Below are 13,604 nucleotides of genomic sequence, written 5' to 3' on the forward strand. Positions count from 1 at the left end.
CGACTTATGAAACTAAAGACCACATTGTTCGGCAATGTTTATCAGTTTAAGGATGTTAAAGAGGTGCTGGCGAAAGCCAACGAACTGCGTTCGGGAGATGTGCTGGCGGGCGTGGCAGCGGAGAGTTCGCAGCAGCGCGTGGCCGCCAAGCAGGTGCTCTCTGATATGACGGTGGCCGATATCCGCAATAACCCGGTGATCCCCTATGAGGAGGATTGCGTGACGCGCCTGATCCAGGATGACGTGAACGAAACCGCCTATCAGCGGATCAAACACTGGACCATCAGCGACCTGCGCGAATACGTGCTCAACGACGAGGTCACCAGCGACGATATCGCCTTTGTCCGCAAAGGGCTGACCTCCGAGGTGGTGGCGGCGGTGGCCAAGATCTGCTCCAACGCCGATCTGATCTATGGCGGCAAAAAAATGCCGGTGATCAAAAAAGCCAATACCACCATCGGTCTGCCGGGGACCTTTAGCTGCCGCCTGCAGCCGAACGATACCCGCGACGACGTGCAGAGTATTGCCGCGCAAATCTACGAAGGGCTCTCCTTCGGTGCGGGCGACGCGGTGATTGGCGTCAACCCGGTCACTGACGACGTGGAGAACCTGAGTCGCGTGCTGGATACGGTGTACGGGGTGATCGACAAGTTTTCCATCCCGACCCAGGGCTGCGTGCTGGCGCACGTCACCACCCAGATCGAAGCTATCCGCCGCGGCGCGCCGGGGGGGCTTATCTTCCAGAGCATCTGCGGCAGCGAAAAAGGGCTAAAAGAGTTCGGCGTCGAACTGGCGATGCTCGATGAAGCGCGGGCGGTGGGAGCGGAGTTTAACCGCATCGCCGGGGAGAACTGTCTTTACTTTGAAACCGGGCAGGGCTCGGCGCTCTCCGCGGGCGCTAACTTCGGCGCCGACCAGGTGACGATGGAAGCGCGTAACTATGGCCTGGCGCGGCACTACGATCCGTTCCTCGTCAACACCGTGGTGGGCTTTATCGGGCCGGAGTACCTCTATAACGACCGACAAATTATTCGCGCCGGGCTGGAAGACCACTTTATGGGCAAGCTGAGCGGCATCTCGATGGGCTGCGACTGCTGCTACACCAACCATGCCGATGCCGATCAGAACCTCAACGAAAACCTGATGATCCTGCTGGCGACCGCTGGCTGCAACTACATCATGGGCATGCCGCTCGGCGACGACATCATGCTCAACTACCAGACTACCGCCTTCCACGATACCGCGACCGTGCGCCAGCTGCTGGGTCTGCGTCCGTCACCGGAGTTCGAAGGCTGGCTGGAACGGATGGGCATTATGGCAAATGGTCGTCTGACCAAACGGGCGGGCGATCCGTCACTGTTCTTCTGATGACGCGGGGATGACACATCATGGATCAAAAACAGATTGAAGACATTGTACGCAGCGTAATGGCGTCAATGGGACAGCCACAGACACAGCCAGAGGCCCCCGTAGCGACGACGCCGGCCTGCCACGCTGCCGCGTGCGCCACCGACGCAACAGTGGAAAGCTGCGCGCTGGATCTGGGCTCTGCGGAAGCGAAAGCCTGGATTGGCGTACAACATCCGCACCGCGCCGAAGTGCTGACCGAACTGAAACGCAGCACCGCAGCGCGCGTTTGCACCGGTCGCGCCGGTCCGCGTCCGCGCACCCTCGCGTTGCTGCGCTTCCTGGCGGATCACTCGCGCTCGAAAGATACGGTGCTCAAAGAGGTGCCGGAGGCGTGGGTGAAAGCGCAGGGGCTGCTGGAAGTGCGTTCGGAAATCAGCGACAAAAATCGCTACCTCACGCGCCCCGATCTGGGACGCCGTCTCAGTCCGGAGGCCATCGATGCGCTGAAGGCGCAGTGCGTGATGGATCCGGATGTGCAGGTGGTGGTGTCCGATGGCCTGTCGACGGATGCCATCACCGCCAACTACGAAGAGATCCTGCCGCCGCTGCTTGCCGGCCTGAAACAGGCGGGTCTGAAGGTCGGGACGCCGTTCTTCGTGCGCTATGGCCGCGTCAAGATTGAAGATCAGATCGGCGAGATCCTCGGCGCGAAGGTGGTGATCCTGCTGGTTGGCGAGCGCCCGGGACTTGGCCAGTCAGAGAGCCTCTCCTGCTACGCGGTGTACTCCCCGCGGGTGGCGACCACCGTCGAGGCCGACCGGACCTGTATCTCCAATATTCACCAGGGCGGCACCCCGCCGGTAGAAGCCGCCGCGGTGATCGTGGATTTAGCCAAACGCATGCTGGAGCAGAAAGCCTCCGGTATCAACATGAGCCGTTAAGGAGGCATCATGCCCGCATTAGATTTGATTCGACCCTCGGTCACTGCCATGCGCGTCATTGCCTCGGTGAATGACGGTTTTGCCCGGGAGCTTAAATTACCGCCACATATACGTAGCCTCGGACTCATCACGGCAGATTCTGATGACGTGACGTATATTGCCGCCGATGAAGCGACAAAGCAGGCGATGGTGGAGGTGGTCTATGGCCGCTCCCTGTATGCCGGAGCAGCTCACGGCCCGTCGCCCACCGCCGGTGAAGTGCTGATTATGCTCGGCGGCCCGAACCCGGCGGAAGTTCGCGCCGGGCTGGATGCCATGATGGCGCATATTGAAAGCGGGGCGGCGTTCCAGTGGGCTAACGACGCGCAAGATACCGCGTTTCTGGCGCACGTGGTGTCGCGTACCGGCTCTTATCTTTCATCCACCGCTGGCATCGCGTTGGGCGATCCGATCGCTTATCTGGTGGCGCCGCCGCTGGAGGCGACGTACGGCATCGATGCGGCGATGAAGTCTGCCGACGTTCAGCTGGTGACCTACGTCCCGCCGCCGTCGGAAACCAACTATTCGGCCGCCTTTTTGACGGGAAGTCAGGCCGCCTGTAAAGCCGCCTGCAACGCCTTTACCGATGCCGTTCTCGATATTGCCCGTCATCCTGTTCAGCGTGCGTAACGGAGGGAGCGATGATCAATGCGCTGGGATTGCTGGAAGTGGAGGGCATGGTCGCCGCTGTAGACGCCGCGGATGCCATGCTCAAGGCGGCCAATGTGCGCCTGCTCAGTCATGAAGTGCTCGACCCCGGCAGATTGACGCTGGTGGTGGAGGGGGATCTGGCGGCCTGTCGTGCCGCGCTGGATGCCGGAAGCGTAGCGGCGGAGCGAACCGGATGTGTGATCAGCCGTCGGGAAATCGGCCGTCCGGAAGAGGATACCCAGTGGCTGATCGGCGGCTTTCAGCCACCGCCGCCAGCGCCCCTGCCGCCTGCTGACCCGGCATCATCGGAAGCGTTACTGACGCTGCTGGCATCAGTTCGTCAGGGCATGACGGCCGGCGAGGTGGCCGCGCATTTTGCCTGGCCGCTGGATAAGGCCCGCCAGGCGCTGGATCAGCTCTTTTCCGCAGGGACGCTACGCAAACGCAGTAGCCGCTATCGTCTCAAAAATCCATAACCTGTCGGAGGTGCCGGGAGCGGCTTGCCCCCGGCTTTAACGATTATGAAAAAGCGTCGTTCTGCAAATTTGCACCATCTCTGTTGCGAGGCGTTGCCGGAAGACACCAGGCTGACGCCCCAGGTTGAAATTGACAATATTCATCAACGACACACAACCGATGTGTATGAGCACGCCCTGACCATTACCGCCTGGCAACAGATTTACGATCAGCTGCATCCGGGGCAGTTTCGCGGCGAGTTTACCGAAATTCTGCTCGATGAGATCCAGGTCTTTCGCGAATATACCGGGCTGGCGCTGCGCCAGTCCTGCGTGGTCTGGCCGAACTCCTTTTGGTTTGGTATTCCGGCGGCGCGGGGAGAGCAGGGGTTTATTGGTTCGCAGTGCCTGGGCCGGGCAGAAATCGCCACCCGTCCCGGCGGTACGGAGTTCGAGCTCAGCACGCCGGATGATTACACCATCCTCGGAGTAGTCATTTCCCAGGAGGTGATTTCTCGCCATGCCAGTTTCCTGCACCACCCGGAGCGAGTGCTGCATATGCTACGCAACCAGTCAGCGCTGGCAGTTCGGGAGCCGCATAAGGCCGCGCTGTGGGGGTTTGTGCAGCAGGCGCTGGCCACCTTCAGCGAGCATCCGGATACCCTTCATCAGCCGGCCGTGCGTAAAGTCCTGCGGGATAATCTGTTGCTGGCGATGGGGACGATGCTCGAAGAGGCGCAGCCGATGGTGAGCGCGGAGAGTATCAGCCACCAGAGCTACCGCCGTCTGCTGGCGCAGGCCCGCGAATATGTGCTGGAAAACAGCGCGGAGCCGCTAACCGTTCTCGACCTGTGCCAGCAGTTGTACGTCAGCCGTCGCACCCTGCAAAACGCCTTCCATGCGATTCTGGGGATTGGCCCCAACGCCTGGCTCAAACGGATCCGTCTGAACGCCGTACGCCGGGAGCTGATAAGTCCCTGGTCAGAGCGGGAGACGGTCAAGGAGGCGGCCATGCAGTGGGGATTCTGGCATCTGGGGCAGTTCGCCACCGACTATCAGCAGCTGTTTGCTGAGAAACCGTCGATGACGCTGCACCATCGCCTGCGCCAGTGGGTGTGAGCGAAGCGACGCCGCTGCCGGGTGGCCAGCCGCCATCCGGCCGTTACAGCCAGTCGCGCACCTGAATAAACTCGCTCAGCGCCGCCTCGGGACTGCCGGGCTCGGGCTGATAATCATATTCCCAGCGCACCAGCGGCGGCATCGACATCAGAATCGACTCCGTACGCCCGCCGGTCTGCAGGCCGAACAGGGTGCCGCGGTCCCAGACCAGATTGAACTCGACGTAGCGGCCGCGGCGATAGAGCTGAAAGTGGCGCTCGCGCTCGCCGTACGGCATGGCTTTTCGGCGTTCGACGATGGGTAAATAGGCGTCAGCATAGCCGTTCCCGACCGCCTGCATAAAGGCGAAGCAGTGGTCAAAATCCGGGGTATTCAGGTCGTCAAAGAACAGACCGCCGATACCGCGCTGCTCCTGGCGGTGCTTGAGATAGAAGTAATCATCGCACCATTTTTTATAGCGCGGATAGACTTCCTCGCCGAACGGCAGACACAGATCGCGGGCGGTACGATGCCAGTGGACGGCATCCTCTTCAAAGCCATAGTAAGGGGTTAAATCGAAGCCGCCGCCGAACCACCACACCGGGTCGGCGCCAGGCTTTTCGGCAATAAAGAACCGCACGTTGGCATGGCTGGTGGGCACATAGGGGTTAAGCGGATGAACCACCAGCGAGACGCCCATGGCTTCAAAGCTGCGTCCGGCCAGCTCCGGGCGATGGGCCGTTGCCGAGGCGGGCATCGCATCGCCATGGACGTGAGAAAAGTTAACCCCGGCCTGTTCGAACACGTTGCCGTCGCGCAACACCCGGCTGCGCCCGCCGCCACCGCCTTCCCGCTGCCAGGCGTCTTCAATAAACGGTGCGCCATCGACAGCGCTCAGCTGCTGGCAAAGGTTGTCCTGGAGCTGGAGCAGAAAAGTTTTAACCTGCGCGGCATCGGGTTTCATTAACGTCTCTTCGAATGGGCTTTCTGGTTATCGAACCAGTGGAAATAGCTGATAATGCCGTTGGCAATCGCGGTGGCGATTTTCTGCCGGAAAGCGGTGGTGCCGAGCAGTTTCTCCTCGTTCGGGTTGGTGATAAACGAGGTTTCCACCAGCACGGACGGAATGGACGGCGACTTCAGCACCACGAACGCCGCCTGCTCGGTATTGCGGCTGTGTAGCTTATGCACCGGTTTGATCTTTTTCAGGATATGCGAGCCCAGCGTCAGGCTGTTTTTAATGGTGTCGGTCTGCACCAGATCGAACAGCACCTGCTGCAGCAGATGATCTTTATCGGTCGCTTTCTTACCGGCAACTTCATCGGCGCGGTTTTCGCGGTCGGAGAGGTATTTTGCCATGGCGCTACTGGCGCCGCGGTTTGACAGCGCAAACACCGAGGCGCCGGCGGCGCTCGGGTTGGTGAAGCCGTCGGCATGGATCGACATAAACAGATCGGCGCCGTGCTGATGGGCAATCTCCACGCGGTCGTACAGCGGGATAAAGGTATCGCCGGTACGGGTCAGGCGGGCGTCGATGCCGTTGCTGCGCAAAATGCTGCGCACGTTCTTAGCGATCGCCAGCACCACATGCTTCTCTTTCGAACCGTTATGGCCGATAGCCCCGGTGTCGATACCGCCGTGGCCCGGGTCGAGCATCACAACGCGGCGGGCGCCGGCCTTTTTAGCGGCGGGTTTGCTGTGTCCATTTGATGTTTTCAGTGGCTGCTCTTTTGCGCTGACCTGTGCGGCGACGCCACTCAGCGTCATCGCAGCCAGCCCGGCTTTCAGCACCTGACGGCGCGAAGCAAGTATTTTTAAGGGTTTAAAAGTGCTCATTCGGCCTGAATTGTAAACAAGTGATGTCCAATGTTATATCGTATCGCGTTTGCCGTTACGACCATTCAAAATAAGAATTGTTTTACTTTTCATTTCAATACATGACAAAGTCATATTATGCCATTTTTTGTCGCTGATTTCGCCTGATATTGGCTATCAGTTATATTCGCGCCATAATCACTGTTTTTAACCGTCAATGGTGGGGAATACCATGGAGATTCGCGTTTTTCGCCAGCAGGATTTCGAAGAGGTTGTGACGCTGTGGGAGCGCTGCGATCTGCTGCGCCCGTGGAACGATCCGGAGATGGATATTGAGCGCAAGCTGAATCATGACGTCAGCCTGTTTCTGGTGGCGGAAGTGAATGGCGAAGTGGTCGGCACGGTGATGGGCGGATATGACGGTCATCGCGGATCGGCCTATTATCTCGGCGTCCATCCGGAATATCGCGGCCGGGGTATCGCGAACGCGCTGCTCAACCGGCTCGAGAAAAAGCTGATTGCCCGCGGCTGCCCGAAAATCAACATTATGGTCCGTGAAGACAACGACGTGGTGCAGGGAATGTACGAGCGGTTGGGCTATGAATACGCCGATGTCCTGACCCTGGGCAAGCGCCTGATCGAAGATGAAGAATACTGAGTTTATCCCCGCCGATTTTGATGCCCATGGCCGTCTGCGCCTGCCTTTGCTCTTCTGGTGCGTGCTGTTGTTGCAGGCCCGCACGTGGGTGCTGTTTTTGATGGCCGGCGCGTCGCGCCAGCAGGGCGACGCGATTCTTAATCTGTTCTATCCCGATCACGACCGCTTCTGGCTCGGTTTACTCCCCGGCGTGCCGGCGGTGCTGGCCTTTCTGCTTAGCGGCTACCGTCAGCGTCTGCCGCGCGCGTGGCGGGCGATGCGCTGGCTGCTGGTGCTATCGCAATTGCTGCTGTTGCTGTGGCAGCCGATGCTATGGCTGAGCGGCGAATCTCCCTCCTCGCTAACTATCGGGCTGCTGGTGGCGGATGGCTATGCCCTGTGGTGGCTGTTAACCAGCCGTCGCCTGGGCGCCTGTTTTCGCCAGACCACCTTTTAAGGGCACTTTTTGCCGATCGTGAACTCCAACATGCGTTGAATGACTCAGAAAGGATTGTGATATGAAATCGCTACGTTTAATGCTCTGTGCGCTTCCGCTGGCGCTGACCGGCTGCTCCACGATGAGCGCAGTCAACTGGTCGGCGGCCTATCCGTGGAACTGGTTTGGCGCTTCCACCGAGGTGACCGAGCAGGGAGTGGGTAAACTGACGGCTTCCACGCCGCTCAACGAACAGGCTATTAGCGATGCGCTGGGGAGCGACTACCGTTTACGCAGCGGGATGAAGACCGATAAGGGCAATATCGTCCACTATTTTGAAGCGCTGAAAGACAACAGCGTGGCGCTGACCATCAATGGCGACAACGGTACCATCAGCCGGATTGACGTGCGTGATGCCGAAATCAAAACCGCCAGCGGCGTGAAAATCGGCACACCGTTTAGCGACCTGTACAGCAAAGCCTTCGGCAACTGCCAGAAAGGCAGCAATGACAATGGCGCGGTCGTCGAGTGTCAGGCCGAGGGGAGCCAGCATATCAGCTATGCCTTTACCGGCCACTGGAGCGGCCCGGACGAACTGATGCCCTCCGACGATACGCTGAAAAACTGGAAGGTCAGCAAAATTATCTGGCGTCGCTAAATTGATCTGAAGAGACACGACGGCCCTGAAAAACGGTTACAATGGCGCGTTAGCAACGCGATAGCGTTGTGGTTGCATCATTTCAGGAGGAGCGATGTCTCAGGTTCAGAGCGGCATTTTGCCGGAACATTGCCGCGCGGCGATTTGGATTGAAGCCAATGTCAAAGGGGACGTTAACGCCCTGCGCGAAGCGAGCAAAAATTTTGTCGATAACGTGGCCACCTTCCAGGCTAAATTCCCTGACGCCAAACTCGGGGCAGTGGTGGCGTTCGGCAATAACGTCTGGCGTCAGCTGAGCGGCGGCGAAGGGGCGGAAGAGTTAAAAGATTTTCCGGTCTATGGCAAAGGGCTGGCGCCGTCCACCCAGTATGACCTGCTGATTCATATTTTATCCGCCCGCCATGAAGTTAACTTCTCGGTGGCGCAGGCCGCGATGGCCGCCTTTGGCGACGCTATCGACGTGAAAGAAGAGATCCACGGTTTCCGTTGGGTGGAAGAGCGTGACCTCAGCGGCTTCGTCGACGGCACCGAAAACCCGGCGGGGGAAGAAACCCGCCGCGAAGTGGCAGTCATTAAAGACGGTGTTGACGCGGGCGGCAGCTACGTGTTCGTCCAGCGCTGGGAGCATAATCTCAAACAGCTGAACCGCATGAGCGTACCGGATCAGGAGATGATGATCGGCCGTACCAAAGAAGCCAACGAAGAGATCGATGGCGACGAGCGTCCGGTCACGTCGCACCTGAGCCGCGTGGACTTAAAAGAAGATGGCAAAGGGCTGAAAATCGTCCGTCAGAGCCTGCCGTACGGCACCGCCAGCGGCACCCATGGTCTCTATTTCTGCGCCTACTGCGCGCGCCTGTATAACATCGAGCAGCAGCTGCTGAGCATGTTCGGCGATACCGACGGCAAACGCGACGCGATGCTGCGCTTCACTAAACCGGTGACCGGCGGCTATTACTTCGCGCCATCCCTGGAGCGTATTCAGGCGCTGTAATTTTTTCCCCTCACCCTAACCCTCTCCCCAAGGGGGAGAGGGAACCGTTCGGTGCGGTTATGGAATCTGCGTGCGGACTCTCTTTCTCCCTCTCCCTCAGGGAGAGGGGCGGGGTGAGGGCATCGGCGACTCAAGCGCTTCAAGTATTCTCTGCATCACCGCATCTTCATACTCTTCAAACTCATTATTCCAGAAGCGTAAAACCCGCCATCCCTGGCTCTGTAGCCAGCGGGTGCGGCGAACATCGTAGACGCGCCTCTCATCGTGTTGACCGCCGTCGAGTTCAATCGCCAGCCGTGTTGCGCAGCAGGCGAAATCGAGAATATAGGGGCCAACAGGATGCTGACGGCGAAACTTATAGCAAGCAAAATGGCGGTTGCGCAGTCAGTACCCTGGTCGACGTTCTGCGGGCGTTAAGCTACGTCTGAGCTGACGAGCAAATATCTGTGTGTTTTTCATATAAACACAGTGCACGCCTGGCTGCCGTTTGTCACAATGACACGTCTAATCTGCGAGCCGCTTTCAGCAAAGCTTTGCCAGTTGCTTATTCTCTTTTCGACTTCCAAATCGCCAAACGGTATATAAAACCGTTACTCCTTTCGTACCCGTTATAAATATGATGATCATCAGAAAATGTTCAACGTTGATAAGGGTGCGCAATGGCCGTTAAATCACTGAAAAAAGGATATCTGGCGCTGGCGGCTTCCATGCTGCTGGCCGCGCAGGCGCAGGCGACGGAGCTGCTGAACAGCTCCTATGATGTCTCCCGCGAGCTGTTTGCCGCCCTTAACCCGCCTTTTGAGCAGCAGTGGGCGAAGGACAATGGCGGGGACACGCTGACGATTAAGCAGTCGCATGCCGGTTCATCCAAGCAGGCGCTGGCTATTTTGCAGGGCCTGAAGGCGGACGTGGTCACCTACAACCAGGTGACGGACGTGCAGATCCTGCATGACAAAGGCAACCTGATCCCGGCCGACTGGCAAAGCCGCCTGCCGAACAACAGCTCACCGTTCTATTCGACGATGGGTTTCCTGGTGCGTAAAGGCAACCCGAAAAACATTCATGACTGGAACGATCTGGTTCGCTCTGACGTCAAGCTGATTTTCCCGAACCCGAAAACCTCGGGTAACGCCCGATACACCTACCTCGCGGCATGGGGCGCGGCAGATAAAGCCGACGGCGGCGATAAAGCCAAAACCGAACAGTTTATGACCCAGTTTCTGAAGAACGTCGAAGTCTTTGATACCGGCGGACGCGGGGCGACCACCACTTTTGCTGAACGCGGCCTGGGCGATGTGCTGATTAGCTTCGAATCGGAAGTGAACAATATTCGTAAGCAGTATGAGGCGCAGGGATTTGAAGTGGTGATCCCGAAAACCAACATTCTGGCGGAGTTCCCGGTGGCATGGGTGGATAAAAACGTCAAAGCCAATGGCACGGAAAAGGCGGCGAAAGCCTACCTGAACTGGCTCTACAGCCCGCAGGCGCAAACCATCATTACCGACTACTACTACCGGGTAAACAACCCGAAAGTGATGGACGCCCTGAAGGATAAATTCCCGCAGACCGAGCTGTTCCGCGTAGAGGACAAGTTTGGCTCCTGGCCTGAGGTGATGAAAACCCACTTCGCCAGCGGCGGCGAACTGGACAAACTGCTGGCGGCGGGGCGTAAGTAATGTTTGCTGTGTCGTCCAAGCGCGTGCTGCCGGGCTTTACCCTGAGCCTCGGCACCAGCCTGCTGTTTGTCTGTCTGATTTTGTTATTACCACTCAGCGCGCTGGTGATGCAGCTGGCGCAGATGAGCTGGGCGCAATACTGGGATGTGATCACCAATCCGCAGGTGGTGGCGGCCTATAAGGTGACGCTGCTGTCGGCGTTTGTGGCCTCGATTTTTAACGGCGTCTTTGGTCTGCTGATGGCCTGGATCCTCACTCGCTATCGTTTTCCTGGCCGCACGCTGCTGGATGCCTTAATGGATCTGCCGTTTGCGCTGCCGACGGCGGTGGCCGGCCTGACACTGGCTTCGCTGTTTTCGGTTAACGGAATTTACGGTGAATGGCTGGCGAAGTTCGATATTAAAGTGACCTATACCTGGCTCGGCATCGCCGTGGCGATGGCCTTCACCAGCATCCCGTTCGTGGTACGAACCGTGCAGCCGGTGCTGGAGGAGCTGGGACCCGAGTATGAGGAAGCGGCGGAAACGCTGGGCGCGACGCGCTGGCAGAGTTTCCGCAAAGTGGTGCTGCCGGAGCTGTCGCCGGCGCTGCTGGCGGGCATTGCCCTGTCGTTTACCCGTAGCCTCGGCGAGTTTGGCGCGGTGATTTTTATCGCTGGCAACATCGCGTGGAAGACAGAGGTGACCTCGCTGATGATCTTTATTCGTCTGCAGGAGTTTGACTATCCGGCGGCGAGCGCGATCGCCTCGGTGATCCTGGCCGCCTCACTGCTGCTGCTCTTTTCCATCAATACCCTGCAGAGTCGCTTTGGTCGACGCGTGGTAGGTCACTAATGGCGGAAGTTACTCAATTGAAACGCTACGACGCGCCCCGCATCAACTGGGGGAAATGGTTTCTGATTGGCGTCGGGATGGTGGTCTCCGCCTTCATCCTCGTCGTGCCGATGCTCTATATCTTTATCCAGGCCTTCAGCAAAGGGCTGATGCCGGTGCTGGAAAACCTGGCCAACCCGGACATGCTGCATGCCATCTGGCTGACAGTGATGATTGCGTTGATTACCGTACCGGTGAACCTGGTGTTCGGTACGCTGCTGGCCTGGCTGGTGACACGTTTTACTTTTCCCGGCCGCCAGCTGCTGCTGACGTTACTGGATATACCGTTCGCCGTCTCGCCGGTGGTGGCCGGTCTGGTGTATCTGCTGTTTTATGGCTCTAACGGCCCGCTGGGCGGTTGGCTTGATGCGCATAACCTGCAGATCATGTTCGCCTGGCCGGGCATGGTGCTGGCGACCATCTTTGTCACTTGTCCGTTTGTGGTGCGCGAGCTGGTGCCGGTGATGATGAGCCAGGGCAGTCATGAAGATGAAGCCGCGGTGCTGCTGGGCGCTTCCGGCTGGCAGATGTTCCGCCGGGTGACGTTGCCGAATATTCGCTGGGCGCTGCTGTACGGCGTGGTATTGACCAATGCCCGCGCCATCGGCGAATTTGGCGCAGTGTCGGTAGTCTCCGGTTCGATTCGTGGAGAAACGCTGTCGCTGCCGCTGCAAATTGAACTACTGGAGCAGGATTACAATACCGTCGGCTCGTTTACCGCTGCGGCCCTGCTGACGTTAATGGCTATTCTGACCCTGTTTTTAAAGAGTATGTTGCAATGGCGTCTGGCCAATCAGAAAGAACGCGCGCAACAGGAGGGAAATCATGAGCATTGAGATTGCCAATATTAAGAAATCGTTTGGTCGCACCCAGGTGCTGAATGATATCTCGCTGGATATCCCTTCCGGACAAATGGTTGCGCTGCTGGGGCCCTCGGGCTCCGGAAAAACCACCTTGCTGCGAATTATCGCCGGGCTGGAGCATCAGAGCAGCGGTCATATCCGCTTCCACGGCACCGACGTCAGCCGGATGCACGCCCGCGACCGTAAAGTGGGTTTCGTCTTCCAGCACTATGCGCTGTTCCGTCATATGACGGTGTTCGATAACATCGCCTTTGGCCTGACCGTGCTGCCGCGCCGTGAACGACCCAATGCGGCGGCGATTAAAGCCAAAGTGACCAAACTGCTGGAGATGGTGCAGCTAGCCCATCTGGCGGATCGCTATCCGGCGCAGCTGTCCGGCGGCCAGAAGCAGCGTGTGGCGCTGGCGCGCGCCCTGGCGGTGGAGCCGCAAATTCTGTTGCTGGATGAACCCTTCGGCGCGCTGGATGCTCAGGTGCGTAAAGAGCTGCGCCGCTGGCTGCGTCAGCTGCATGAAGAGTTAAAATTCACCAGCGTGTTCGTCACCCACGATCAGGAAGAGGCGCTGGAAGTCGCTGACCGGGTGGTGGTGATGAGCCAGGGCAACATCGAACAAGCTGATGCCCCTGAGCGCGTGTGGCGTGAACCGTCGACCCGTTTCGTGCTGGAGTTTATGGGCGAAGTAAACCGCCTGCAGGGCATCATCCGCGGTGGACAGTTCCACGTTGGCGCGCACCGCTGGCCGTTAGGCTATACCCCGACATATCAGGGGCCGGTGGATCTGTTCCTGCGTCCGTGGGAAGTGGACATCAGCCGCCGGACCAGCCTGGATTCCCCGCTGCCGGTGCAGGTCCTGGAAGCCAGCCCGAAAGGGCACTACACCCAATTAGTCGTTCAGCCTCTGGGGTGGTATGACGAACCGCTGAGCGTGGTGCTGGCAGGCGATGAGGCGCCGTCCCGCGGCGAACGGCTGTTCGTTGGCCTGCAAAACGCGCGCCTGTATAACGGTACCGAGCGTATCGAGCCGCGCGGCGAGCTTGCTCTGGCGGAGTCGGCCTGATAGCTTATTGAGCAGGTCTATCGCCCGGTAAGGCTACGCTTTCCGGGCCTGGAGTTTTTACG

General features: G+C 58.8%; 15 protein-coding genes and 1 pseudogene. 13 read left to right on the forward strand and 3 right to left on the reverse strand.

The features are described 5' to 3' along the window. The first annotated feature begins 6 nt into the window (after positions 1-6). From eutB to eutR, 5 genes are read left to right on the forward strand one after another with little or no spacing between them, the layout of a single operon-like run. Positions 7-1,368 (forward strand): ethanolamine ammonia-lyase subunit alpha, encoded by a 1,362-nt coding sequence (gene eutB, locus SP68_RS06715; protein WP_012967470.1) that lies wholly within the window; start codon positions 7-9, stop codon positions 1,366-1,368. 20 nt (positions 1,369-1,388) lie between these two features. Further along, complete coding sequence (gene eutC, locus SP68_RS06720) at positions 1,389-2,291, forward strand: ethanolamine ammonia-lyase subunit EutC (RefSeq protein WP_012967471.1); 903 nt, start codon at positions 1,389-1,391, stop codon at positions 2,289-2,291. 9 nt (positions 2,292-2,300) lie between these two features. Continuing rightward, on the forward strand, positions 2,301-2,960 hold the full coding sequence (eutL, locus tag SP68_RS06725; RefSeq protein WP_008803857.1) for an ethanolamine utilization microcompartment protein EutL: 660 nt from the start codon (positions 2,301-2,303) through the stop codon (positions 2,958-2,960). Positions 2,961-2,971: 11 nt separating this feature from the next. Continuing rightward, positions 2,972-3,457 (forward strand): ethanolamine utilization microcompartment protein EutK, encoded by a 486-nt coding sequence (gene eutK / locus SP68_RS06730; protein WP_008803858.1) that lies wholly within the window; start codon positions 2,972-2,974, stop codon positions 3,455-3,457. A 45-nt stretch (positions 3,458-3,502) separates the two neighbouring features. Then, positions 3,503-4,555, forward strand: coding sequence for an HTH-type transcriptional regulator EutR (gene eutR / locus SP68_RS06735; protein WP_022065643.1), 1,053 nt, complete (start codon positions 3,503-3,505; stop codon positions 4,553-4,555). A 43-nt stretch (positions 4,556-4,598) separates the two neighbouring features. On the opposite strand, the gene hemF is transcribed toward eutR, so the two are convergent. Beyond that, positions 4,599-5,498, reverse strand: coding sequence for an oxygen-dependent coproporphyrinogen oxidase (gene hemF / locus SP68_RS06740; RefSeq protein ID WP_022065644.1), 900 nt, complete (start codon positions 5,496-5,498; stop codon positions 4,599-4,601). Then, entirely contained in the window at positions 5,498-6,370 is an 873-nt protein-coding gene (amiA, locus tag SP68_RS06745) for an N-acetylmuramoyl-L-alanine amidase AmiA (RefSeq protein ID WP_008803861.1), read from the reverse strand. Before amiA ends, hemF begins: the two co-directional genes overlap by 1 nt. 211 nt (positions 6,371-6,581) lie before the next feature. Here amiA and SP68_RS06750 point away from each other — a divergent pair, with 211 nt between their 5' ends. The 4 genes from SP68_RS06750 (at position 6,582) to SP68_RS06765 (ending at position 9,074) form a co-directional block, all read left to right on the forward strand. Next, entirely contained in the window at positions 6,582-7,007 is a 426-nt protein-coding gene (locus SP68_RS06750; RefSeq protein ID WP_002913637.1) for a GNAT family acetyltransferase, read from the forward strand. Then, positions 6,994-7,443: a DUF2919 domain-containing protein gene (locus tag SP68_RS06755; protein WP_008803862.1), complete on the forward strand. Its 450-nt coding sequence runs from the start codon at positions 6,994-6,996 to the stop codon at positions 7,441-7,443. Before SP68_RS06750 ends, SP68_RS06755 begins: the two co-directional genes overlap by 14 nt. A gap of 61 nt (positions 7,444-7,504) precedes the next feature. Further along, the gene (locus SP68_RS06760) at positions 7,505-8,080 is read left to right on the forward strand and encodes an RpoE-regulated lipoprotein (RefSeq protein WP_008803863.1); all 576 of its coding nucleotides are present in this window, start codon (positions 7,505-7,507) and stop codon (positions 8,078-8,080) included. Between the two features lie 94 nt (positions 8,081-8,174). Continuing rightward, positions 8,175-9,074 (forward strand): Dyp-type peroxidase, encoded by a 900-nt coding sequence (locus SP68_RS06765; RefSeq protein ID WP_008803864.1) that lies wholly within the window; start codon positions 8,175-8,177, stop codon positions 9,072-9,074. Between the two features lie 96 nt (positions 9,075-9,170). Here the strand turns inward: SP68_RS06765 and SP68_RS26140 are convergent. Then, positions 9,171-9,533, reverse strand: a pseudogene (locus SP68_RS26140) (endonuclease domain-containing protein). 200 nt (positions 9,534-9,733) lie between these two features. Here SP68_RS26140 and cysP point away from each other — a divergent pair. From cysP to cysA, 4 genes are read left to right on the forward strand one after another with little or no spacing between them, the layout of a single operon-like run. Then, the gene (cysP, locus tag SP68_RS06770; protein ID WP_008803866.1) at positions 9,734-10,750 is read left to right on the forward strand and encodes a thiosulfate/sulfate ABC transporter substrate-binding protein CysP; all 1,017 of its coding nucleotides are present in this window, start codon (positions 9,734-9,736) and stop codon (positions 10,748-10,750) included. Next, positions 10,750-11,583, forward strand: coding sequence for a sulfate/thiosulfate ABC transporter permease CysT (gene cysT, locus SP68_RS06775; protein WP_002913626.1), 834 nt, complete (start codon positions 10,750-10,752; stop codon positions 11,581-11,583). Before cysP ends, cysT begins: the two co-directional genes overlap by 1 nt. Further along, on the forward strand, positions 11,583-12,458 hold the full coding sequence (cysW, locus tag SP68_RS06780; protein WP_008803867.1) for a sulfate/thiosulfate ABC transporter permease CysW: 876 nt from the start codon (positions 11,583-11,585) through the stop codon (positions 12,456-12,458). Before cysT ends, cysW begins: the two co-directional genes overlap by 1 nt. Then, on the forward strand, positions 12,448-13,542 hold the full coding sequence (gene cysA / locus SP68_RS06785) for a sulfate/thiosulfate ABC transporter ATP-binding protein CysA (RefSeq protein WP_022065646.1): 1,095 nt from the start codon (positions 12,448-12,450) through the stop codon (positions 13,540-13,542). Before cysW ends, cysA begins: the two co-directional genes overlap by 11 nt. The last annotated feature ends 62 nt before the right edge of the window (positions 13,543-13,604 follow it).

The sequence above is a fragment of the Klebsiella variicola genome, assembly GCF_000828055.2.
Lineage (GTDB): Bacteria > Pseudomonadota > Gammaproteobacteria > Enterobacterales > Enterobacteriaceae > Klebsiella > Klebsiella variicola.